Source organism: Sphingomonas morindae (assembly GCF_023822065.1).
In the GTDB taxonomy this organism is placed as follows: Bacteria; Pseudomonadota; Alphaproteobacteria; order Sphingomonadales; family Sphingomonadaceae; genus Solisphingomonas; species Solisphingomonas morindae.
The window spans coordinates 3,468,643-3,490,000 of the sequence record NZ_CP084930.1 but is presented as its reverse complement, the minus strand read 5'-3'; the positions used below and the strand labels follow the sequence as shown (position 1 = coordinate 3,490,000).

The window sequence follows — 21,358 nt, the reverse complement described above, 5'->3', positions numbered from 1 at the left end:
AGGGTGGCGCGCCCACGCGGGGTTTTCCCGCGGCGGGGTGCGCCGCTTTCTGGCCCGGGCAGATTTGGGCCGGTAGCTCAGGTGGTTAGAGCGTACGCCTGATAAGCGTAAGGTCGGAGGTTCGAGTCCTCCTCGGCCCACCAATTTTTTCAGCCAAACCATGCGGGGCATGGTTTTGCGAAAAAATTCCCAAGCCGCCGAGAGGCGGCGCCGGTGGCGCAACGCCGATCTGCGCGGCCGCCGAGAGGCGGCGCAGGGGCCGCAAGGCCGCTCGAGCCGTCGGGCGGCGCATCCTGTCGGGGCCTTAGCTCAGTTGGGAGAGCGCTAGCTTTGCAAGCTTGAGGTCGTCGGTTCGATCCCGACAGGCTCCACCAATTTTCGCTGCGAAACCATGCGGGGCATGGTTTTGCGCGAAAATTCCCAAGCCGCCGAAAGGCGGCGCGGGAGTGCGGAGTTCGCGAACCATGCGGCGCATGGTTTTGCGGGAAAATTCCTAAGCCGCCGAAAGGCGGCGCGGGAGTGCGAGGCTGCGGGGGCGCACGACGCTTCTGACTATGTCCAGTGATAATGGGAACCGGATCCGCGTGGCGACACGCGGTAGGGTCATCCGACCTGTCTTTGACATTGTGAATGGGTTTTTGAGATCGATGCCGCGGACCGGCGTCGATGGGCACGGCTTTGGCCGTGGCGATCGGCGTTTTGGTTCGTGATATGGTTTCATGCTGAGCAAATTAAGCGCATCGTCAGCCTTTAGGTTGATGGTGCGGGCTCTCAAGCGTGAGGTAAGGGCATTTGGTGGATGCCTTGGCATGCACAGGCGATGAAGGACGTGGCACGCTGCGATAAGCTGCGGTGAGGTGTGAGCAACCTTTGACCCGCAGATTTCCGAATGGGGGAACCCACCCTCACCATTAAACATCGGCGCGTTCGCGAGGACGGTCGGTGTTTAATGGGGAAGGTATCACTAAGCTGAATATATAGGCTTTGGTGAAGCGAACCCGGAGAACTGAAACATCTCAGTACCCGGAGGAAAAGACATCAACCGAGATTCCGTAAGTAGTGGCGAGCGAAAGCGGACCAGGCCAGTGCCTGGATGTAGACTAGCAGAACGATCTGGAAAGGTCGGCCATAGCGGGTGACAGCCCCGTATGCGAAAGGACGCATTCAGGCCTTGAGTAGGGCGGGACACGTGTAATCCTGTCTGAACATGGGGGGACCACCCTCCAAGCCTAAATACTCGTGCATGACCGATAGCGAACAAGTACCGTGAGGGAAAGGTGAAAAGCACCCCGATGAGGGGAGTGAAACAGTACCTGAAACCGAATGCCTACAAGCAGTGGGAGGGGTTTTAAGCCCTGACCGCGTACCTCTTGCATAATGGGTCTGTGACTTAATGTATCGAGCAAGCTTAAGCCGTTAGGTGTAGGCGCAGCGAAAGCGAGTCTGAATAGGGCGACTGAGTTCGATGCATTAGACCCGAAACCCGGCGATCTAGGCATGACCAGGCTGAAGGTGGGGTAACACCCACTGGAGGGCCGAACCGATTACCGTTGAAAAGGTACCGGATGAGTTGTGTTTAGGGGTGAAAGGCCAATCAAGCCGGGAAATAGCTGGTTCTCCGCGAAAACTATTGAGGTAGTGCCTCGGACGAACACCTTGGGGGGTAGAGCACTGGATGGGCTAGGGGGTCGCGAGATCTACCAAACCTAACCAAACTCCGAATACCCAAGAGTGATATCCGGGAGACAGACGGCGGGTGCTAAGGTCCGTCGTCAAGAGGGAAACAGCCCTGACCTACAGCTAAGGTCCCCAAGTCACGTCTAAGTGGGAAAGCATGTGGGAATCCCAAAACAACCAGGAGGTTGGCTTAGAAGCAGCCATCCTTTAAAGAAAGCGTAACAGCTCACTGGTCTAATCAAGGGTTCCTGCGGCGAAGATGTACCGGGGCTCAAGACGTGCACCGAAGCTTAGGGTGTGGATTTATCCACGCGGTAGCGGAGCGTTCCGTACGCCTGCGAAGCGGCCTGGTAATGGGCCGTGGAGGTATCGGAAGTGCGAATGCAGACATGAGTAGCGATAAACAGGGTGAGATGCCCTGTCGCCGAAAGACCAAGGGTTCCTGCGCAAGGCTAATCCGCGCAGGGTGAGCCGGCCCCTAAGACGAGGCCGAAGGGCGTAGTCGATGGGAACATGGTTAATATTCCATGGCCTGGGGATGAGTGACGGATCGTGGCAGTTGTACGGCCTTATCGGATTGGCCGTGCTTCGAAGCGGTTCCAGGAAATAGCCTCCCCATACAGACCGTACCCGAAACCGACACAGGTGGTCAGGTAGAGTATACCAAGGCGCTTGAGAGAAGTGTGCTGAAGGAACTCGGCAAATTGCCTCCGTACCTTCGGAAGAAGGAGGCCCTGGCTATGCGCAAGCACTGCCAGGGGGCACAGGCCAGGGGGTAGCGACTGTTTAGCAAAAACACAGGGCTCTGCTAAGTCGGCTTCAAGACGACGTATAGGGTCTGACGCCTGCCCGGTGCCTGAAGGTTAAGTGGAGATGTGCAAGCATCGAAATGAAGCCCAGGTAAACGGCGGCCGTAACTATAACGGTCCTAAGGTAGCGAAATTCCTTGTCGGGTAAGTTCCGACCTGCACGAATGGCGTAACGACTTCCCCACTGTCTCCAGCACATGCTCAGCGAAATTGAATTCTCCGTGAAGATGCGGAGTACCCGCGGTTAGACGGAAAGACCCCGTGCACCTTTACTGCAGCTTCAGAGTGGCATTAGGAAAGAACTGTGTAGCATAGGTGGGAGGCTTTGAAGCCAGGGCGCCAGCCCTGGTGGAGCCATAGGTGAAATACCACCCTGTTGTTTTCTGATGTCTAACCTGCACCCGTTAGCCGGGTGAGGGACCCTCTGTGGCGGGTAGTTTGACTGGGGCGGTCGCCTCCCAAAGAGTAACGGAGGCGCGCGATGGTTGGCTCAGGCCGGTTGGAAACCGGCTGTTAGAGTGCAATGGCATAAGCCAGCCTGACTGCGAGACTGACAAGTCGAGCAGAGACGAAAGTCGGTCATAGTGATCCGGTGGTCCCTCGTGGAAGGGCCATCGCTCAACGGATAAAAGGTACGCCGGGGATAACAGGCTGATAACCCCCAAGAGCTCATATCGACGGGGTTGTTTGGCACCTCGATGTCGGCTCATCACATCCTGGGGCTGGAGCAGGTCCCAAGGGTTTGGCTGTTCGCCAATTAAAGTGGTACGTGAGCTGGGTTCAGAACGTCGCGAGACAGTTTGGTCCCTATCTGCCGTGGGCGTCGATATTTGAGAGGAGTTGACCCTAGTACGAGAGGACCGGGTTGAACATGCCTCTGGTGGACCTGTCATCGTGCCAACGGTGCAGCAGGGTAGCTATGCATGGACGGGATAACCGCTGAAAGCATCTAAGCGGGAAGCCTCCCTCGAGATAAGATATCTTAGAGCGGTCGAAGACCACGACCTCGATAGGCCGGATGTGGACGCACGGTAACGTGTGAAGCTAACCGGTCCTAATTGCTCTATTCGCGCTTGATGAGCCCCGCCATCACCCTAAAGCCTGGTGATGCGCAAACGCCCAGCATGACACACGCACCGATCTCAAAACACACTCCGTCCCCGCGCCGGCCCCATAGCTTGGTGGCCATAGCGTCCGTGACCCACCCGATCCCATCCCGAACTCGGCCGTGAAACCGGACTGCGCCAATGGTACTATCGCTTAAGCGATGGAAGAGTAGGACGCCGCCAGGCTTTGCGACCGGCGCGAGACGGAAAAAACCCATTCACACCCCAATAAAACTCCCGGCGCGGGGTGGAGCAGCCCGGTAGCTCGTCAGGCTCATAACCTGAAGGCCGCAGGTTCAAATCCTGCCCCCGCAACCAACTGTGTCACAAAAGCCCCAGACCTCACGGTCTGGGGCTTTTTTGCGTCTGGCGTACAGGCGCCCTCCGCGAACGCCAGCATCCGGTACAGGTCGCCGTGGAGCTGAATGGGGCGGCGTTTGCTGCTGCGCGCGCTGCCTGGCTGCACCACGATCTTCTCGATGAGCGGGCGGATGACCTCGCGAGCGGCAGTACCCTCGCTGGACGCCAGATGCGTCTCGAGCTCGGCGATCGCGCGACGGTAGAGCTTCTCATAGTTCGCCGGGAGCCGCACGACCTGAGCGGCCGGGAGCTCGGAAAGTGCCTGCTCGAGGCGATTCGCGTCTCGCTCCAGATCACGAAGGCGGCTTGTCAGCGCCCGGGGCGCGTCGCCATCCTCTTCGATGCGCGTGACGATCTTGGCCATGCGCATGCGTGTGTCTGCGAGTTCGCCCTCGATCCTGGTGCGTTCCGCGTTGCCCAGCTGTGCCGTTTCCATAAGCGCCTGCTGGAGCGTGGCGGCGAACCGTTTGACGGTGTCTGGCGTCAGTAGCCGCTCGCGGATCCCTGACAAGGCGCGCGCCTCGAGTTCCTGCACGGTGATGGAGCCGTTCGCGCACCGGCCGGTGCGCTGTCCCTTGCACCGCCACCGGCCGCCGCCGGATGCAAGATATGGCTCATCGCAAAGGCCGCACCGCACCAGCCCGGACAGCAGGTGTGTCGGTCGCTTCGCGCCGGCAAGCGGATTGGCGGTGCGCTTGAAGTGCGCGTCACGGGCTTTTCGCGCATCAGCCTGGCGAGCCTTGACGCTGTCCCAAAGCGCCTGGGGCACGATGCGCAGCTGCGGCTCGTCGCGGATGATCCATTCCGCTTCCGGGTTGAGCCGCGGCCGGCGCGAGAAGCCGCGCCGGTCGTTCGGCACCTCCACCCAGGTGCGGCGGTTGAAGATGCGGCGCCCGATATAAAGCTGGTTGTTGAGGATGCCCTCACCCAGCGCCACGTCACCCGACAGGGTCGACGGGTTCCAGATGCCGCCATTATAGCGTCCGCGTTCGCGAGCACGCGGGGAGGGGATCCCTTCGGCGTTGAGCGTGGTGCAGATGCGCTTCAGGCTCCAGCCGTCCGCATAGAGGGTGAAGATGCGCAGCACGAGCGCTGCCTGGGGACCGTCAATGGCGAGGCGGTCTGTCTCGCGGCCTTGTGCGTCGTCGCCGATGATCTCGCGCCGATAGCCGAGCACACGGCCTCCGGTGGCCCCACCCCGCGTCGCCTTGCCGCGCAGGCCGCGCCTGGTCGTATAGGCGATACGCATACGCTGCTGCTCGCCGATGATGCCCTTGAAGGCGAGGACGAGGTCATCGACCTTGCCCGCCGCCACCGTATGCACCGCGACCCGGTGCAGCCGGAACAGCTTGACCATGTAGAGGAGATGCTCGGCGTCACGGCTCAGCCGGTCGACATCCTCGATGATGAGGGCGCGGACCTGACCATTGGCGATGAGCGCCAGCACCTTCTGGAGGCCCGGCCTTTCCATGGTCGCGCCCGTGATGCCGTCATCGCCGTGGAAGGCGACCACCTCGAAGCCATGTCTTTCGGCATAGCCCAGCGCAAAGAGCCGCTGGTCGTCGACGGATGAGGTACGGTCGTCCGGGTCGTCGAAGCTCTTGCGTCCGTAAGCGACGGCAAATTCGGTCATTGTGGGTCTCGCGTGCGTGAATCGGCAAGGATGCGGATGCAGCGGTCAGATTTCAACCGCCGCCGCGATCTCTCCGCTTGAAGCGGACATCTCTGTCTCTCGGCCCAACGCGGCGACCAGCCGCTTTGCAATGAGCGACAGCAACACCTCCTCGAGCAAGGCGAGCTGGTCCCGCCTCTGCGTCGGCGCATGCCGTTCCTCAGCCGGCGGTTCGCGGAAGATGCCGGGAGCGGACATGCCGGTCTTCTAGGATGCAGCGGCGGCCAGCCTTGCAAAAACGCGACATTGGGCTTTCTGAAGGTCCAGACCGCCGCTATGATTGTCGCAGATGCGATACGTGGATCGTCCCAGCCGGATGTTGCTGCCGCGCGGCGCCGGGCGCCTGCGTGCGGATCTCGGCGCCTTTCTGAAACGCCGCCGGCAGGGGCTGCTCGACGGCGAGGCGTTCGGGACCCAGGCCCAGGTGGCGGCGCGCGTCGGCATATCGCGGCAGACGCTCTCCAACATCGAGCGCGGGGCGGCATGGCCAGGACCCGCCACGCTCGATGCGCTCCTCGACACTTTGGACCTCGGCTGGGAGCATGTCGCACACCCGGTCGAAAGCGAGGCCGACCCCCGCCTCTTTGTCGACGACATGCCAGGGGGAGGCCGGCTGCGGCCCGTACCCAAAGCGGCGGCACCGGGGCGCTACCGGAGGTTCCTCGAGGGTCGGGAGGGCGACCAGATCGCGGCATTCGGCGAGCAGCTCCGGGCGGCCAGGACGCGCCGGAAGCTGACCCTTGCACAGGTAGCCCGCGAGGCCGCCATTTCGGTCGCGACCCTGTCGCGGCTCGAACGCGGGCAGCTTGCCACCTCAAGCGTGTTCCGCTTCCAGCAGCCCGCCGACGGCCACACCACGCCGGAGCTCGTGATCCTCAACCCAAGGCTCGCCCAACTGTGCCGTCGACCGCTTTAGATTGGCGACAGGGCATCCGCGACGTCACGCCAGGCTTTGCATCTGAAACGGCTTTCAGGCGTCACCTTGTCAGAGGCCAGCGCAGCCGCTCGGCCACCAACGTCCGAAATGGGGGGGAAGCAGAATGGCTGCTTTCGGGCAGTAATTGCGAAAAGCAGACCCTCATTCAAGCAGCGGGATACCCTGAGCGAAGGTGATGGTGTAGCCTGTCGGCGCGTAGTCGTAGGTTTTCGCGACCTCGAGAGGATAGGCAGTGGGGGGGGGTGACGAGAGCAAGCTGTTCGACCTGTTGCTGCCGATCGAGATGCCGGCGGAAGCTGGGTTCACGGGCCGGTCGGGCCGCGGGCCTCGCGCCTTCAATGGTGAGGCAGCGTTCGCCTTTGGCGATTACGATGCTTCCTTTCACGTGTGCGGCGGCAAACGCTACTTCCTCATTCGGCTGACCAAGCCGCGCTCTGCGATCGAGGCCGAACTGCCGGAGTTGCGGCGGCGCCTCGCGCGCGCGTCGATAATGCTGGACGTATCGATCCGGGCAAATGACGGCGAGCTGCTTGAGCTCGTGTCGGGTGAGCGTGCCGATCTCGATTTTTCCTATGTGTTCCCGGCCGGCGAGATGCCTCATGTGATGGCCGGCGATGAGAGTGTCGCCTTTGAGATGGATGTTGCGGTGCTGAGCGACGCGCTGGCGCACGCGCCGTGGTCGCGTGGCATCGAGCGCGCGGCACGCATCTTCGTTGACGTCGATTTCGAGGCGTCGGACGAGAGCCGCTACGTTCTGCTGTCGACAATTTTGGAGCTGCTCGCCGAGCGTCGGGACCGTGATGGCGACGCCTTGGAGCGGATCGCCCGCTGGACAGACGAGGCCGCTAAGGCGGACCGCCAAGATCTAGCCGAGGCGCTCAAGCTGATGCGCGCCGAGTCGATCGGCACTGCCATGGGTCGGCTCGTCGTCGAGAGCGCGCAGCGTGCCGGGTGCAGCGACGAGGAAAGCGAAGCACTGCGCAAGCAGGCGCGAGACGCTTACCGCGGGAGAAGCGCGCTGCTCCATGGTGGGGAGCCGATCACGCCGGATCAGCTCGCGCGCCTGCGCGGGATCGTGCGGCTGGTACTGACCGGCGATCGCTCCCCTACCTTCTTCACCCAGGTCGGCAATCGACAATGGATCGAGCGTGCGAGACGCCGTGCTCCGCTCGTCGTGACGTCCCGTGAGCGGCGATGAGGCCGCGCTGACGCGCTAGCTGGTGCGCCCCCGAGCGTCGAGCGGCCACGAGGCGCAGGCTGGGGGCAGCTATGTGGCGACAGTCGACCTCAAACCCGATATGAATGAGGGAAGGCTAAACTGGCGGGCGGTGCGTGAAGAAGCTGTTGATCACCGATGTCGACAACACGCTGCTCGACTGGCAGCATCTGTGGTTCGAGACGTTCTCGGCGATGGCAAGCCGTGTCCTCGAAATCTCGGGCGTCGACCCCGCGCGCTTCTATGCCGAATGCAGGGCGGTTCACCAGCGGCACGGGACAAGCGAATATGCGTTTGTCCTGTCGGAGCTTCCGAGCTTGCGCGAAACCTTTGGCGCCGAGCTGCTCGAGCAAATGCAGCCGGCGATCGACGATTATCGCGCTGCGCGGCGGCGGCATCTCCAGCTTTACCCAAGCGTGCTGGATACGCTTCAACGGCTCAAATCCGCCGGCATGATCATCGCGGCATTCACCGAATCCAAGGCGTTCTACACCAACTATCGTTTTCGTAAGCTCGGCCTCGATGGGCTGATCGACGTCTTATACTCGCCGGCGGATCATGATGTACCGTTCGATACGGGGGCGATCCGCAGATATGAGGCCGCCAGTTACGAGCTGAAGGCAACGGTTCATCGCTTCACCCCTGACGGCGAGGTGAAACCAAACCCTCATATCCTCACGGCCATCATCGCTGAACTCGGGTTCGAGAAGCGCGACGTCGCATATGTTGGCGATAACAAGCTGAAGGATGTTCACATGGCGCAGCAGGCTGGCGTGCTCGACATCCACGCGGCTTATGGGGCGGCGCAGCATCGCGCCGAGCAATATGATCTACTGAAGAAGGTGACTCACTGGACACCTGAGATGGTGGCGCGCGAGAACGCGGCATTGCAGCCGGGGGCGATCACGCCCACGCATGTGCTGACGAAAGCCTTCGCCGAGATCGTCCCGATCGTACTGGAGGCGGCATGAGCGAGCTGCCCGCCCAAGTCGAGGTCTGGAAGAAGATCATTGACGTGCAGCAGCACTTCAACGATCTCGAGCTCCGCATCCGCAACTTTGCATTGATCGTCACCGGCGCCTTCATCGGTCTCGGCGGATACGCGATCAAGGATGGCGGGTTCGCGCGAGTGTTGGGGTTCCACATCTCGGTGGCCGGGCTTGTGGTGTCCTGCTCGCTGCTGCCGCTGCTCGCCTTCTACCTGATGGACCGGCTCTGGTATCATCGGCTGCTCGACGGCGCGGTGAAAGCGGCGACTCCGGTCGAGACGCGGCTGCGCGAACTTGGGCTTACGGTCGATCTCGGTGCAGAGATCAGCCGCGCGAGCCCGTTCGAGGTGCGCGGGCGCAAGGTGCGTTCCAAGCACAAGATGGACTGGTTCTACGGGATTATCGCTGCAGGCATCGTCCTGCTGTCGGCGATCCTCGCCTTCGGCGTCAAAGCGTCGCCGCTGCCCGATTTCACTGGAACCCCAGTGTCTGGTCAGCCGCCACACGCGGGGGTCGAGGCTGCGGCTCCCGCGTCAGCTCAGCCGTCAAGGGATCGAATCACAACGCCGACGGCCACAGGCGGTGCGATCGTGCCGCTCGCTGCTCAGGCGAGCACGGGCCAGCGTTCCACTTCCTCCGCACACGTGCAGCCCGACCACCAACCTCAGCCGCGCGCGCCCAGCTCAGCTAGATGACCGGAATTAGAGCCGTCCCTGCCCGGACGCCGCACGCCCGAGCTGGCCGACCAGCTTGCGCGCTTTGTGTCGATCGAGAGTCGGAGCGGAAGCTTAAGGGTTGCCGGCGCGGGAAGGTTTCTGGCCTCCACCCGCAGCTCAATCGACCCTGGCTGAACGTTGTATGATCTAAGGCATTGGCATCGGCACCCGCTCAAGCAGCCTCGCCGGAATAGACGCTGATCCGCACATCCGGTCGAGCTGATCACCGACCTCGGGCCGATTAAGCGCGTCCGCAAGCGCCGCCGGCGACGCAGCATCAGGACGCGAAGGCAGGAGCAGGATGACGTGGTTCTCGGCGACAACGCCGCCATACTCCTTGACAAAACCGGCCGGGATCTCGGCAGCCGCAATTCGCCGACGCTGACCCCGCGCGGACGTGCGCTGCACAGCGACGCAGCCGACGCGGGAGAGGTAAGGAGCGTCCGACGGCGCCTCGACCCAGCTCTTGGCGCGGAAGCGCTTGCCGCGTTCGAAGTCGAAGGTTCCGTCCTGGCCGATCGCCTTGGCCCAAATAAGCGGAACCCGACCGGGCGCAGGGCTCTCGTGCAGCCGGTCAGCCTGGCGGTTGGCGACCAGGTAGCCGATCCGAGCGGAATAACCCCACTCCTCCAGCGTCGACGGCAGATCGTGGTTGTCACCCGGCAGTAGCCACGGGCCATCGCCGGGCGGCAGCTGCACCACGCCCTCCGAGATCGGGAAGCCGTCTCCTCCGACCGTGATGCACGCCGCCTCCGCCGAGGGCAAGTCCGCCAGTTCGGCATCGCGTCGGCGCAAGACCAGGATGCAGGTGTCCTGCACCACGTCCATGAACACGGTCGACCTGCCCTTGATCATGTCCACCGCGAGCACCTCGGCGAGCTGCCTCACGCGAACTCGGAAGCGCGCGAACTCCGGTCCGCCGATGAAGGAGGCGGGGATGATATAGGCCAGGATGCCTTCGGCAGGAAGCGCGGCCAGCCCGCGCCGCACGAAGATCGAGTAGAGGTTGAGCCGTCCGGAGCTGATGTCGCGAAACCGTTCCGCGTCCGCCTGGCCGGCATGCGAGGCCAGCCGGAGGAAGGGAGGGTTGCCGATCTCATGATCGGCACCGTCGTGATCCTGCACCTTGAGCGAGTCGCCTTCGCGGATCACGTCCAGCGTTTCCGCGACCGCCGCGTTGATGCCGTGTTCGCGGACGAGGCAGCGTCGCATCAGAGCGTTGGCCAGCCGCGCGAGCCCCGGTTCGATCTCCCGGCCGACGAGCCGCTCGCGGAGACGTTCGACGATGACGACGTCGGCGATCCCATCCGCACGCCAGAGCGCCACCATCTCGCGTGCGATCGGGACGATGAACGCGGCGCCGCCGGCGGCGGGATCCCGGACGCGGGCGTTAGCGAGGTCGACACCGAAGCTCTGGGCGCGCCCGACAAGATGGCGAACAAGGCCAGGAGGGGTGAAGTAGGCGCCAAGCGCCTTGCGCCGCCGCCTCCCCATCAGCGCGGCGTAGACGCTCGCGACGGCGTGGTCGAACCAGGCGGGGCTGAGCTCCGCGAGGAGCCCAGCCACCTCAGCCGGCGCGCGATCTGCTAGGATGGCGTCCACGCTCGACGACGCGTTTAGCGCGGGGCGTCGCCTGTAGAAGCTGACGATGCGCGCGACGCGATCCTCGGCTGCGAAGGCCTCGATGTCGGGATGCGTGAGCATCAGCCCGGCAGAACGGATCTGGAGATGCCCTCGACCGCGCGCACGACGGCCGCGACCGCCCGCGCCTGACGTCCCGTGAGCATCACGCCGAGTTCCATTGAATGCCGGGCGTAACGCGTCATGTTGGCGCTTCCGACATACGCCTGGTCGGCATCGGCGATGACGACCTTGGCATGGAATGTCTCGTATCCGCCCCCCGCCAGCAATAGGTAATCGAGCACGCGGACACGCGTTGTCCGCAGCGTGGGCAGCAGCTCGTCGACCACCACTCGGGTCGAACCCGCCAGTCGCGTGATCAGCGTCTTTTTCGGCGCGCGGCAGTCCTCGAACAATCGCATGGCGAATTGCGCGCCATCATGGTTTACGAACGGACTCATCACGGTGAAGGACGCTACAGCGGCACGCGCCAGCGCGCCGAGCATCTCCTCGGTCTTCTCTAGGCTGGCGTGGATCGGGCCTTGCAGAGGCAATGCGCCCGCGATCGCGCTCGGCGCGGCCGGAAGCGTCACGACCGCGGACGCGACCGCGTCCATGCGGGCCGCGCTGACGGACCGCATTGCCTCGGCGCCCGCGAGGAAGGCTGCCAAGCCTGCGGGAAGCGGCTCGAGCGTTCGACGCCATCCGGCCGCATCCTCGGACAGCCAGCCCCGATCCACGAAGTCGGTCGCCGCCCGGGAGACGGCGGCTGCGCCGAAACCGCCGATCGTGGCTCCTCGGGCGAGCGTCGCCATGCCCGAACTCAGCCGCTCCGCCAGCGCGGTGGCTGCGGCGCAGTCGGCGCCCAGCCGCTCCACGAGCGATCTCGCCATCGCCGCCCCGATGCCGTGTTGCCGCGTCACGGTCGGTTCGCAACTTGCAGATAGCCGACCAAGTCGGCCGCCGGCGCGTCGAAGCGGGGACGACCGCGCCCCACGAGGGCCGAGCGCGAGAGCAACTCGTTCCTGGTCAGGCATGCGTTCTCGGGGATTAGCACGCAGTCCGGGCACGCGCCTCCGCGCCGGTTGCAGACGCTCTCCGACCCGCACCTGAGGCTTGAGGGGTTGAGCATTCGCTCGAGCACCTGGTTGCCGACGTCGGGATCCCCCTGGTCGCGCCACATGGAGGACAGGTTGCCGAGATCCATGGTTGCGCCCCGGCGGTAGACCAGGATCGCGAGATCGGGGACGAACAGGTGCTCGCCGAAGGAACCAAGGTCCAGACCTGACATCGCGGAGCAGGTGTCGATCAGGTGATGCGCCATCGTATGGAGCAACGTGTAGACGAACGGGTACGCGCGGCGGGTCAACGCGCCCTCCCGGCGATACTCGTCCAGGAAGCGGGAGAAGCGGGTGTCGGGATCGCGCTGCAGCCCCTCGAAATCTTCGATAAGCTGGCCGCCGATGCGCACTCCCGCGTCAGCTGCCGGAAGCAGGATGCCGTTCTCGCCGAGCCAGGACCGCACCACCGCCTCGTCCAGCCGCAGGTAGAAGCCTTCGTTGGACTGGAGCGAGCATAGGATTGGATGCTTGGCCGCGTCAGCGACCTCAACGCGCTCGAAAAGCCGCAGGCGGACGGGCATCTCGGCCGCGCCAGCCTTGTCCCGCTGCACCGTCGGTGCCGAGGAAGTCCTGGTGTAGGCGAAGCTGTATTCGCACATTCGCACGTCGCGGATGAGACGCATCTCCTCGATGCCGAGCAAGCGCAGACGCGTGGACGACGCGGACCGCTGGCGTTGCAGGTCCGCCTCGTCGAGGCCGTCGGGCCGCAGGAACGGGTCTAGGATGGTGACGTCGACCGAGACCTCCTTGCCGTCCGCCATCTGCCCGCCCCGCAGCTTCTCCTCCTCGAAGGTCAGATGCTCCACCGCCATCCGGAGCGGGTCATGCTTGCGTATGTAGTCGGCGCGCCCTCGGCACGCGGCGGCGATGCCGGGCACGGCCTGGCCGTGGGCCGCAAATACGGTTCGTGCCCAACCCGCCTCGTTCTCGGCGATGGTCCGTCGCTGCGCATCCAGCATCTGCTCGGGCACGTTCTGGCCCTCGAGCATCCGTAGGATCGCGATTAGATCGGCCTGGTTCCGCCACTCGTCGCCGCGACCTGCCGCGATGAGCAGCCGCTCCTTGTCAGCGTCCGAGAGGTCGGAGGGTGGATAGCCGAAGCGCGCCGAGATCAGCCGCTCAAGCGCCGGGATTTGAGTGTTCGCCAGCAGCCCGAGGTGCTGGTCGTCGTGGAAGACCAGTAGCCGATCGCCGTGGACGTAGTAGGCCGCCGACGCGCGGTAAGAGATCGGCTCCATGTTGATCTCGGCGGGTAGCGCCGTGCCGCCGTCCAGGAGCGGGCCGAGCGCGCGGAGTGTCGGCTTGTCCCGCTGCAGCAGCTGGCGCGGGAAGCGGCATCGCACGCATTCGAAATGCCACCCCGCGAGCGGCCCGGGCGGCCTGCGCAGATAGAAGCGATCCTCGTTGCAATTCGTACAGCGATCCAGCTCGACGACGTCGTTGCGCTCGCTCGACCAGCGGCGATACGCGGGCGTCACCGGCTCGACCTCGCCCGACCAGTGGGTCAGCACCACGTCGAGCTGCTCCCAGTCGTCGGCGCAGCTTGAAGCACCGGTGGGGCACTGTTCGCGAAACCTCTCGGCATCGCGCTCAAGTGTGCTGACGTCCCGGCAGACGCGGTGCAGGCCGCAGCGACCGCAGGCGAACGCGAGGGGGAACGGCACGTACCCGGCGTTGTCGGGTATCTGGAAGGCGAACTCCCCGAGCCTGACTCGCACGGCGTCATCGACGAGGACGCGGCGGTCGACAGAAAGCTCGGGCGGCACCGCGTGCTGGAGCCCATTCCCCCGCCGCGCTCGCTCGGCCCAGGCCGCGAAATACTCCTGCACCTGCTCGCCGATCGTCCGGATGGTAACCTGGGGGAGATCGATGGGGCGATTGTTGCTCCAGGGCAGCGCCATGCAGGCGCCGCGACCCCCTTCGAACGTGAACAGGCTGTGGGGGGCGTAAGCGGTCGCGATCTGGTTGCGCGAACGTTGCATCGCGGGCGGCTTCGGCTTTCTCATCTCACGCCTCACGGTCGAGTTCGCTGGCGGCGGCGCGGCGGCCGCCCCGATTGCGTAGAAACGCCATTGCGAGGTCGAGCGCCTCGCCATCCAAAGGCCGGTTCTGGATGTCGACCCGTGACGCCCGGATGATCCCGGCGGCGTCGACGTCGCGGAGGCTCATCATCGGACGCTGCAACCCGCTCAACGGATTGCTCCAAAAGTCGGCCAGTCGCCCCGTGAAGTTGTCCGATCCGGCGACTACCTCGATTCTGCGCAGCTCTTCTCGGACCAGATCAGCGTAGTAGCTCGGATTGGCGGGCCGGCCCTCCACGCCGTGGATGCCTATCGCCTCCCGCACGAACGCCGCGCAGTCGTCGAGCGCGGCGGCACTCGAGAGGATGCGCGCGAGCTGCTCCACGGTGGCGGGCAAAGGGACGCCGGCCTTGCTCCCTTCGGAGGCCTCGACGACTCGGCGCTGGAAGTGGACACCCGCCAGCCAGGTCTGGACGAGCGAAGGCACGGTGCGGGCGACGGCGCGATCCGCCCAGCGCTCGATGGCGGGCGGCACGATCATGCGCTCGAGCAGCCGGTGGAAGGACTCGTGCACTTCGACGACGAACCGGTCCCGGCGCGTCTGCGGAGTCGGTACGAGGAGCGAGAAGCCGACATGCGTGCGGCCGACGCGCGAGGACGCCTGGATGTATTCGGCGACATCGGCCGGCATGCCGGCGAACGCCATGGCGTTGAACGCTTCAACGTCGACGCCGTGGGATATGGCGCTGGTGGCGACAATCACGCGCAGCGCATGCGCGATATCGTCAGCGAGCGGATCGAATGGCGTCTCGGCGGCGCGGATCACCCGCTGTATGCCGGCGATGTCGACGCCGCCTGAAATCAGCTCGGTCATGAAGGCAGACAATCGATACGGCTCACCCATCGCGGCGTGCGCCTCCAAGGCCTCGGGTCCCAACGCGGAGAGGATCTGGTCGCCGCCCTTCTTGTTGGTGACGTAGGTGAGCTCGATGCGATGGAGATCGACCAGCGCGGCGAGACGGTCGTGACGCGCCCCTTCCCGGACCGCAGCGACCGCGGCCCTCCTCCCTGCCGAGAACGGCGCATCGGAGACGCACTCCTCCATCTCAGTCGCCGCCCGATCGCGACGGGCCTGATCAGCTGACGCCAGATCCCTCTCCCACCGGGTGATGGTCGCGGCGTGGGCCGCGAGCACCGCGATCGTGGTGACCGTGTGGAGGCGGCCGTTGGTCATGATGCTCGCGTGCAGCCGACCCCAGGGCGCCGCGGCCTCGCGCGCCCGTGGCGAAGCGCCTCCATCGTCGAGCACGGCCGCCCGGTCGGCGGCGGGGCCGGCGGGGTTGAAGCTCGCCATGTCGCTGTAGAATGTCGAGTGCAGGGCGGGCCCCGGGTGCGGAAACTGCCGGACCCCGAGCTGGTAGAGCGCGCGGGCGTGCTTGGCGGCGTCGGACACCGTCGCGGTCGCGCCCACGACGTGCGGCAGCCGCGGACGGTCGGGCGCGCCAGGGACGCGCGCCGCGCGGCTCCCAAGCAACGGCGCCAGCCGTCGCAGCCAGGCGAACAGGCCGGTCTCGAATATGCCGCCGAAGGTTCCCAGGCTTTCCTCGAGCAGGTGCATCTCGTCCTGGACAATCAGGCACGGGAAGGGGTCATGGAACAGCTCGATGCCGCCGTCGAAGGCGGGCGCGACGCGTTCGAGGCCGCCGCCTCCCGCCGCTGCCAAGTCCTGCCCGCTCGGCTGGTTCAGCATGCCGTCCGCGCCGCCCTCGAGAGTGCGCGCGAGGCCCAGCATGCCGGCTATGTCGTCGATCGTACGGGTGCTCTGGCCGATTAGCGCCAGCTTGTCGATCGTCCCAAGCAGAACCGAAGGGGCGCGCCGGTAAATGTCTGAGTCGGCCAGGAGAAAGGGGAGGGGCACGGGCCTGCCCGCCCCGCGGTGCTCCTCGTTCCAATCGCACCGACGGTTAAGGCAGACAATGCCGAGCCGGTTGCGCTCCTCCGGGAAGAGCCGCAGCGCGGTCTCGGTCTCCGATCGGCAGAATGGGCAAGTCGGCAGCTTGTTCCAGGCGGCGCGCGCGGCCGCGTAGCCGCGCTCCCCTCCCGCCGTACCGTCCAGGAGCGCCTGTTCGTCCCCGGCGCGCTGGTCATTCCAGGCGGGGATCGGCAGAAGGTCGTCATGCAGCCGGCCTGGGCGTGTTTCCGTTCGGTTGGGTGTGTTGCCGCCGCCCACCCAGAAGCCGATCTCGAACGGCGCCCCCCGGACCCGCTCGGAGCGCCGGACCATTTCCGCGTGCGCCAGCAATCTGGCGAGACGCTGCGCCTGCTGCACAGTCAGGAGCCGCAGCGGATAATGCATCATCGCCGTGACGCCGCGGCGCTTGCCCCTCAGACGGTCTAGAAAAAGGCCGAACACCACAGTGCCGAAGAACGCCTCGGTTTTGCCGCCGCCAGTCGACATGTAGAGGAGGCTGGCTGCGTCCTCGTCAAAGTCAGCCCGGAAGTCCGCTTCGAACGACGGCACGCGCGCCGCCAGGGTTGGCACGTGCGCTAGGATGAACGCCAGCTGGAACAGTCTCCAGCCCGGGGCTTCGCCGTCCCGCTGCGGGTTCGCGCGATGAAACGCTAAGTTGAGGAGGAGCCATGCGCGGTAGGGGATGGCGGCCTCCGACGCCGGGTCCTGCCGCCAAGCGTCGCGCGAGCGCGACAGCAGGTCGATGCCGAGCTCGACGCGCCGCGCCTCGTATTCCCAGGCGCCTAGATCGGCTTGGAACTGCTCGCGCTGACGCTGCTCGTCGAGGACGTCGCCCTCGTCAGGGTGCAGGACCAGGTCGGTCGACAAGGCGATCTCGGCACGCCAAGCGTCCATAGCCGCAACAAGCGCGGAGAGCGGGGCCACTTCCTCATTCGGGTCGGACAGCCGAGCGTAGGCGGTAGGCACCGCAGCCACCGAACGGGCCCTCAGGCGCGGCAGTACGTACCGCGGCATCCAGGTGGTCCTCAATCGGCGGACACCGTCCTCGACGCCCAGATCGTCCACCCCTCCGTTCACGCCGATCCCCGGCATCGTCATGAACCCGGCAAGATGGTAGCTGCGCCGGACGCGCTCGAGGCGCATGGGGGCGAGCGCCGCCTCCGGCAGCTCCAGGCGGAGCGAGACGTTGAACAGGCCGCACTCCATGTCGGCGTCACTTTCGCGCAAGTTCTCCAAGGCCGCTCGGACCGACTGGCAGCCCTCGGCCGTTGGATCGGGCAACGCTTGGACGAGGAGCTGCATGCTGATCTGCGGCACGACGTCCGCCGGCACCGACGCGTCACCCCGCGCCCGCACGAGAAAACGCTCCCACGCTTCGCGCGACCAGAAGTCCTCCGACTCCGGCCGTCGCCGCCGCCAAGCCCAATTCCGACCCTCCTCGGTGGCGAGGAAAGCCAAGCAAGCATCCTGGATTGCGACCTGCAGGTGTTGATTGTAGTCGGCGAGCGGGGCCGACCAGCCGTCCGCCCCGGCGGGCAGGAGGAGCTCTAGCACTGGCGCAGGCACGTCCACTCGACGCCATTTGAGCGGGACGGAGTATTGCCGCGCGATCGCGTTGGGTATGCGGAGCCTGAGAAATCCCTCGCTCGCAGGCCGGTCGGACCCCTCGGGCAGATCGGTTTCGGTCCCCTGAGGGACGATGGCCCCTTCCGGGACGACCACGCCCATCTCACGATAGACCTGCTCCACGATCGCGGTGCGCATCTCGCGCCGCTCGCGCGCGCTTGCGCCGGCTGCCTGCTGATCGAGGCGACGCGCGATCTCGGCCCTGGCCTGCTGCGAGGCGGCGGTGGACAGCTCGGCGCGGGGGATCAGCCTACCCCCCCGGGCGAACAGGTCCTCTGCGCTCGGCAGTATTCTCATGTAGACGGCCAACGAAGGGATCACCCGCAGGACGCCCTCCGCGTCCCGGAGGCGCAGGTCCAACCCATGGCTCGCTAGGCGGATGTCGCTCGACTCGTCGTCTCCGTCCTCGTCGACGCGAGGCAGAATGAAGCCACTTCCGAGCACCCTCGACGGCTTGTCGCCAAGGATCGTCCTCCCGATCTCGCCGTCACCGGATATCGTCCTGCGGGTGCGTTCGAGGATGGCATCGCAAACCGCCTCCTTCAGGAGCTGGCGCTCGTCCGCGTCCATCCCGATCAGCGCAGCTGGCTCAGTCACGATTCACCCCCTTGTCGCGCTCGACGCGCTCCACGTCGTCCACGGCGTCCAGCAGCGACAGCCACAGGCCGCGAAGCTCCCCGTCGGTCCGGCCCCGGGTGAAGCTTTCCGGATCCAGCACGAATTGGACCACACGCTGGTTGAACTGGAAGCCCTCCTGGACGCGATAGGATCGTGTGGGCACGATCGCGAACCGCCAGAACGTTTTGGCCAACATTTCGGAGACGCCGTTCGCCTGCATGAAGAGCTTGAACCGGGACCAGTCCCGGGCGGCGCGGGGCTGGCGGGCGCCATCCTCGGCTGGCGCCGCCCGATCGGCGGTAAGCCAGCGCTGGATGTTGCCGAGTTCGCTGTTCGGAAGGGAGGGATCGGTTTCGCGCATGCGGCGGAGCACCTCGCGAGCCTTGCCGACGTCGGTGCCGCCCGGCACGGTCGCTCTGATCTGCTCGATACGGTCGTGATACATCTTTAGCTGGTCAAGGCTCGTCCGGGACGTCGCGAGCGCTTGCCGGATGCGTTCGCGAGCGTCTTCGTTCAGGACCAGGATCTGGTCCCCGACCTCCACTTCGCGAGCGTCGACCTTCTCGAAGGGTCGGGCCTCGCCTGCGGTGAAGACGAGCACGTCGCTCGATGGGCGGTAGGCGATGCGATGGCTGCCGGTCGAGATCACGACCCGTTCGCCGATGTAGGCGCCACCTTCGCGCGTCAGATCGATATCCCGCGATTCAGCGATGGGGAGGATCCTGAACTCGCTCTCCCCGGCATCCAGCCGCTCGTCGAGGCCACCGCGTTTAAGCGCCTGCTGCATGGCAGCAGCACGCGCCGCGATCGGAGCGAACCCGGGCAAACGCGCGAGCGGCCCTAGCTCGCCAGCTAGCAGGGCAGACCCCGAGGCGTCGCCGAGCAGCACGACCTCCGCGGGGGTCGAGGGGCTGGTGAGAAGGGCGCGGACAGCGGTGGCGCTGGGTCCGGTGACGATGACGCGGTCGAGGCCGCCCTTGGCGAGCGCCGCGCCGAGTTCCGCATGGTCGACGATGCCGCAGCGCCAGGAGACGCCGCAGTCGGAGGCCATCAGCACCTCGGCGATCCGCCGCTCCGGCACCGCAACCAACGTTGTCGCAGCGTTCCAGCCGTCGCGCGCCAGCATGTCAGCGAGTTTGGAGGAGACGGGCGTCTCCGCCAACCACTTCTCAGTCCTCGCCTCGATCGACGCGATCGCATCCTTGGCTAACGCGCCGTCGGGGGAGGTGGCCGCGATCTCGGCGAGCTGTCCGAGCGCCATCTTGGGTCTAAGCATGGCCCTGATTGCGCTGTCAACTTCATCGTCGGCGTCGAAGAGGGTGTCGGCGGTCACACGCGCCTCCTCGATACCCAACGGCAGGCTGGCGACGCGGCGAAGGAACCCGAGGGCGCGCGACACGCCGCGCGCACCGATGCCATCGCCGCCTTCGCGCAGCCGCCGGCCGAGCGTCACGAGCTTTTCGCGGATCGAGACGAGCTCCGCGTCCTTGATATCGGCGGTGAACGAGACGTCAGGCAAGCGCTCGGGCAAGGTCGACGCGGCGGCGAGGAACCCCGGTTGCGAGAGATAGACGCCAACCTCCACGGGCGCCTGCCGCCGGGGCCTGAGGCGCACTGCATGCGAGCGAAGCGCGCGCGTCGCCCCCCTCAGGGCGAATGGGTCCTCGCAGACAGCGACGACAGGCGGTCGACGCCCGGGGGCGGCATCAAGCGCCTCCAGCAGCACCGTCAGGCCCTGCTCCCAATGGTCGCCCAGCTCTGCGCGGGACTGGCCAGTCAGGTCGACGACGACAGCGTCCAGGCCGCGGGCGGCGAAGCGGTCGGTCGCCATGAGGCGACTAAGCCGGGGGGAGCTCCGCTCGGCGGGAAGGCCGAACAGCGCGAACGGGCTCGTGTCCGGGGAGCCGACATCGGCACGCTGTCTCGGCATGCCTGCCCCGGCCTCACCCAGGAAGGTATGGTTCCGGACGCGCTTCAGAACCTGCTCGGCATCGGCGGCGTATCGACCCGAGTCGGGCGCGAACACCGCGGTGGTCTCGAGAAGGCTAGGGCTGCGGACTAGGATCTCGAGCCGCTGGCGGCCCCTGGCCACGCGCGCCGGAGCGTTCTTCAGGACCAGGTCCTTCAATCTCAGCTCGACCATCCCCAGCGACCGATGACCGAGGCCGTCCTTCGACCAGGCCGCGCCGCCCTCGACCTCGTTCAGCGCCAACCTGGCCGCCTGCGCGACATCCTCCGGATGGACCAGCGCTGAACGCGCCGCGCGCGCCAGTCCGCCGCGCCATGGCCAGACGCCGATCGTGGCGGAAGCCAGGCGACCGCCGGCACGGGCCTCGCGCATGGCGAGCGCGGCCAGTGTAAAGCCGTTGCCCGGCCGCTCGGGCCACCCGAGTAGCACGCGGTCGCGACCGTCGCCGATCGCGTCAATGACCGTGTCGACGGCGACGCCGCCAGCGGAGAGCGGCGCCCAGCCGGCCGGATTAGCCGTCGTCGTGTAGCGCGTAACGGTGGCCGTGCCGACGCCCGGTCGCGAGACAAGCCCGAGCGGCCGGTTAGCGTTGGCCCGGGTCTCCAGAAGCGAACGAATGCGCTCCCCTTTCGCGCGGCCCGCATCCGCGATCAGGCTGCTCCTGTCGCGCTGGCCCCAATCCTTCCCCCCACGCCTCGGCAACCAACAAACTCCCTGTGGTATATTGCCGCGCTTAGAGGAGGGCGCGATACGATGTTCGGTCAAGTTGGATGATTTAATCAGTCGCTATCCCGGGCATCAACCCTCCAAGTTTCGGTGCTCGCGATGCCAGCGCAGCAGCGTCGGCGAGGAAGGGGCGAACCTCAAGCGAGGCGTGGCGATTGGCTGCCATCGCGTCGCCTTTCGGCGCTAAATAGTCGCCTTCCAAT

11 protein-coding genes, 3 tRNA genes, 2 rRNA genes and 1 pseudogene are annotated in these 21,358 nt (G+C 65.7%); 10 read left to right on the top strand and 7 right to left on the bottom strand.

The window, feature by feature from the left end:
- Positions 1 to 66: 66 nt before the first annotated feature.
- From LHA26_RS16835 to LHA26_RS16810, 6 genes are all read left to right on the top strand, one after another.
- Positions 67 to 143 (top strand) — tRNA-Ile (locus LHA26_RS16835).
- A gap of 155 nt (positions 144 to 298) precedes the next feature.
- Positions 299 to 374: transfer RNA gene (locus LHA26_RS16830), tRNA-Ala, on the top strand.
- A 398-nt stretch (positions 375 to 772) separates the two neighbouring features.
- Positions 773 to 3,564 (top strand): 23S ribosomal RNA (locus LHA26_RS16825).
- A 99-nt stretch (positions 3,565 to 3,663) separates the two neighbouring features.
- Positions 3,664 to 3,778: ribosomal RNA gene (gene rrf / locus LHA26_RS16820) — 5S ribosomal RNA — on the top strand.
- Between the two features lie 55 nt (positions 3,779 to 3,833).
- Positions 3,834 to 3,910 (top strand) — tRNA-Met (locus LHA26_RS16815).
- A gap of 97 nt (positions 3,911 to 4,007) precedes the next feature.
- Positions 4,008 to 4,442: a hypothetical protein gene (locus LHA26_RS16810; protein ID WP_252166719.1), complete on the top strand. Its 435-nt coding sequence runs from the start codon at positions 4,008 to 4,010 to the stop codon at positions 4,440 to 4,442.
- Between the two features lie 27 nt (positions 4,443 to 4,469).
- Here the strand turns inward: LHA26_RS16810 and LHA26_RS20200 are convergent.
- Positions 4,470 to 5,585 (bottom strand): annotated as a pseudogene (locus LHA26_RS20200) (recombinase family protein); the annotation flags it as partial.
- 45 nt (positions 5,586 to 5,630) lie between these two features.
- Positions 5,631 to 5,822: a hypothetical protein gene (locus tag LHA26_RS16800; RefSeq protein ID WP_252166717.1), complete on the bottom strand. Its 192-nt coding sequence runs from the start codon at positions 5,820 to 5,822 to the stop codon at positions 5,631 to 5,633.
- A 100-nt stretch (positions 5,823 to 5,922) separates the two neighbouring features.
- Here LHA26_RS16800 and LHA26_RS16795 point away from each other — a divergent pair, with 100 nt between their 5' ends.
- The 4 genes from LHA26_RS16795 to LHA26_RS16780 all read left to right on the top strand — a co-directional run bounded on the left by LHA26_RS16795 (position 5,923) and on the right by LHA26_RS16780 (position 9,461).
- Positions 5,923 to 6,540: a helix-turn-helix transcriptional regulator gene (locus tag LHA26_RS16795; RefSeq protein ID WP_252166716.1), complete on the top strand. Its 618-nt coding sequence runs from the start codon at positions 5,923 to 5,925 to the stop codon at positions 6,538 to 6,540.
- A 253-nt stretch (positions 6,541 to 6,793) separates the two neighbouring features.
- Positions 6,794 to 7,759: a hypothetical protein gene (locus tag LHA26_RS16790; protein WP_252166715.1), complete on the top strand. Its 966-nt coding sequence runs from the start codon at positions 6,794 to 6,796 to the stop codon at positions 7,757 to 7,759.
- 134 nt (positions 7,760 to 7,893) lie between these two features.
- Entirely contained in the window at positions 7,894 to 8,748 is an 855-nt protein-coding gene (locus tag LHA26_RS16785; RefSeq protein WP_252166714.1) for an HAD family hydrolase, read from the top strand.
- Entirely contained in the window at positions 8,745 to 9,461 is a 717-nt protein-coding gene (locus LHA26_RS16780; RefSeq protein ID WP_252166713.1) for a hypothetical protein, read from the top strand. The genes LHA26_RS16785 and LHA26_RS16780 overlap by 4 nt, the downstream gene beginning before the upstream one ends.
- Before the next feature lie 168 nt (positions 9,462 to 9,629).
- Here the strand turns inward: LHA26_RS16780 and LHA26_RS16775 are convergent, their stop codons facing one another.
- The 5 genes from LHA26_RS16775 to LHA26_RS16755 are packed head-to-tail and all read right to left on the bottom strand — an operon-like array spanning position 9,630 to position 21,194.
- The gene (locus tag LHA26_RS16775; RefSeq protein ID WP_252166712.1) at positions 9,630 to 11,186 is read right to left on the bottom strand and encodes an Eco57I restriction-modification methylase domain-containing protein; all 1,557 of its coding nucleotides are present in this window, start codon (positions 11,184 to 11,186) and stop codon (positions 9,630 to 9,632) included.
- Positions 11,186 to 11,995 carry a phospholipase D-like domain-containing protein gene (locus LHA26_RS16770; RefSeq protein ID WP_252166711.1) on the bottom strand — a complete coding sequence of 270 codons (810 nt, stop codon included), beginning with the start codon at positions 11,993 to 11,995 and terminating at the stop codon, positions 11,186 to 11,188. Before LHA26_RS16770 ends, LHA26_RS16775 begins: the two co-directional genes overlap by 1 nt.
- A 26-nt stretch (positions 11,996 to 12,021) precedes the next feature.
- Entirely contained in the window at positions 12,022 to 14,229 is a 2,208-nt protein-coding gene (locus LHA26_RS16765; protein WP_252166710.1) for a DUF8724 domain-containing protein, read from the bottom strand.
- Between the two features lies 1 nt (position 14,230).
- Positions 14,231 to 18,439: a DEAD/DEAH box helicase family protein gene (locus LHA26_RS16760; protein ID WP_252166709.1), complete on the bottom strand. Its 4,209-nt coding sequence runs from the start codon at positions 18,437 to 18,439 to the stop codon at positions 14,231 to 14,233.
- Positions 18,432 to 21,194: a hypothetical protein gene (locus LHA26_RS16755; protein WP_252166708.1), complete on the bottom strand. Its 2,763-nt coding sequence runs from the start codon at positions 21,192 to 21,194 to the stop codon at positions 18,432 to 18,434. The genes LHA26_RS16760 and LHA26_RS16755 overlap by 8 nt, the downstream gene beginning before the upstream one ends.
- Between the last annotated feature and the right edge of the window lie 164 nt (positions 21,195 to 21,358).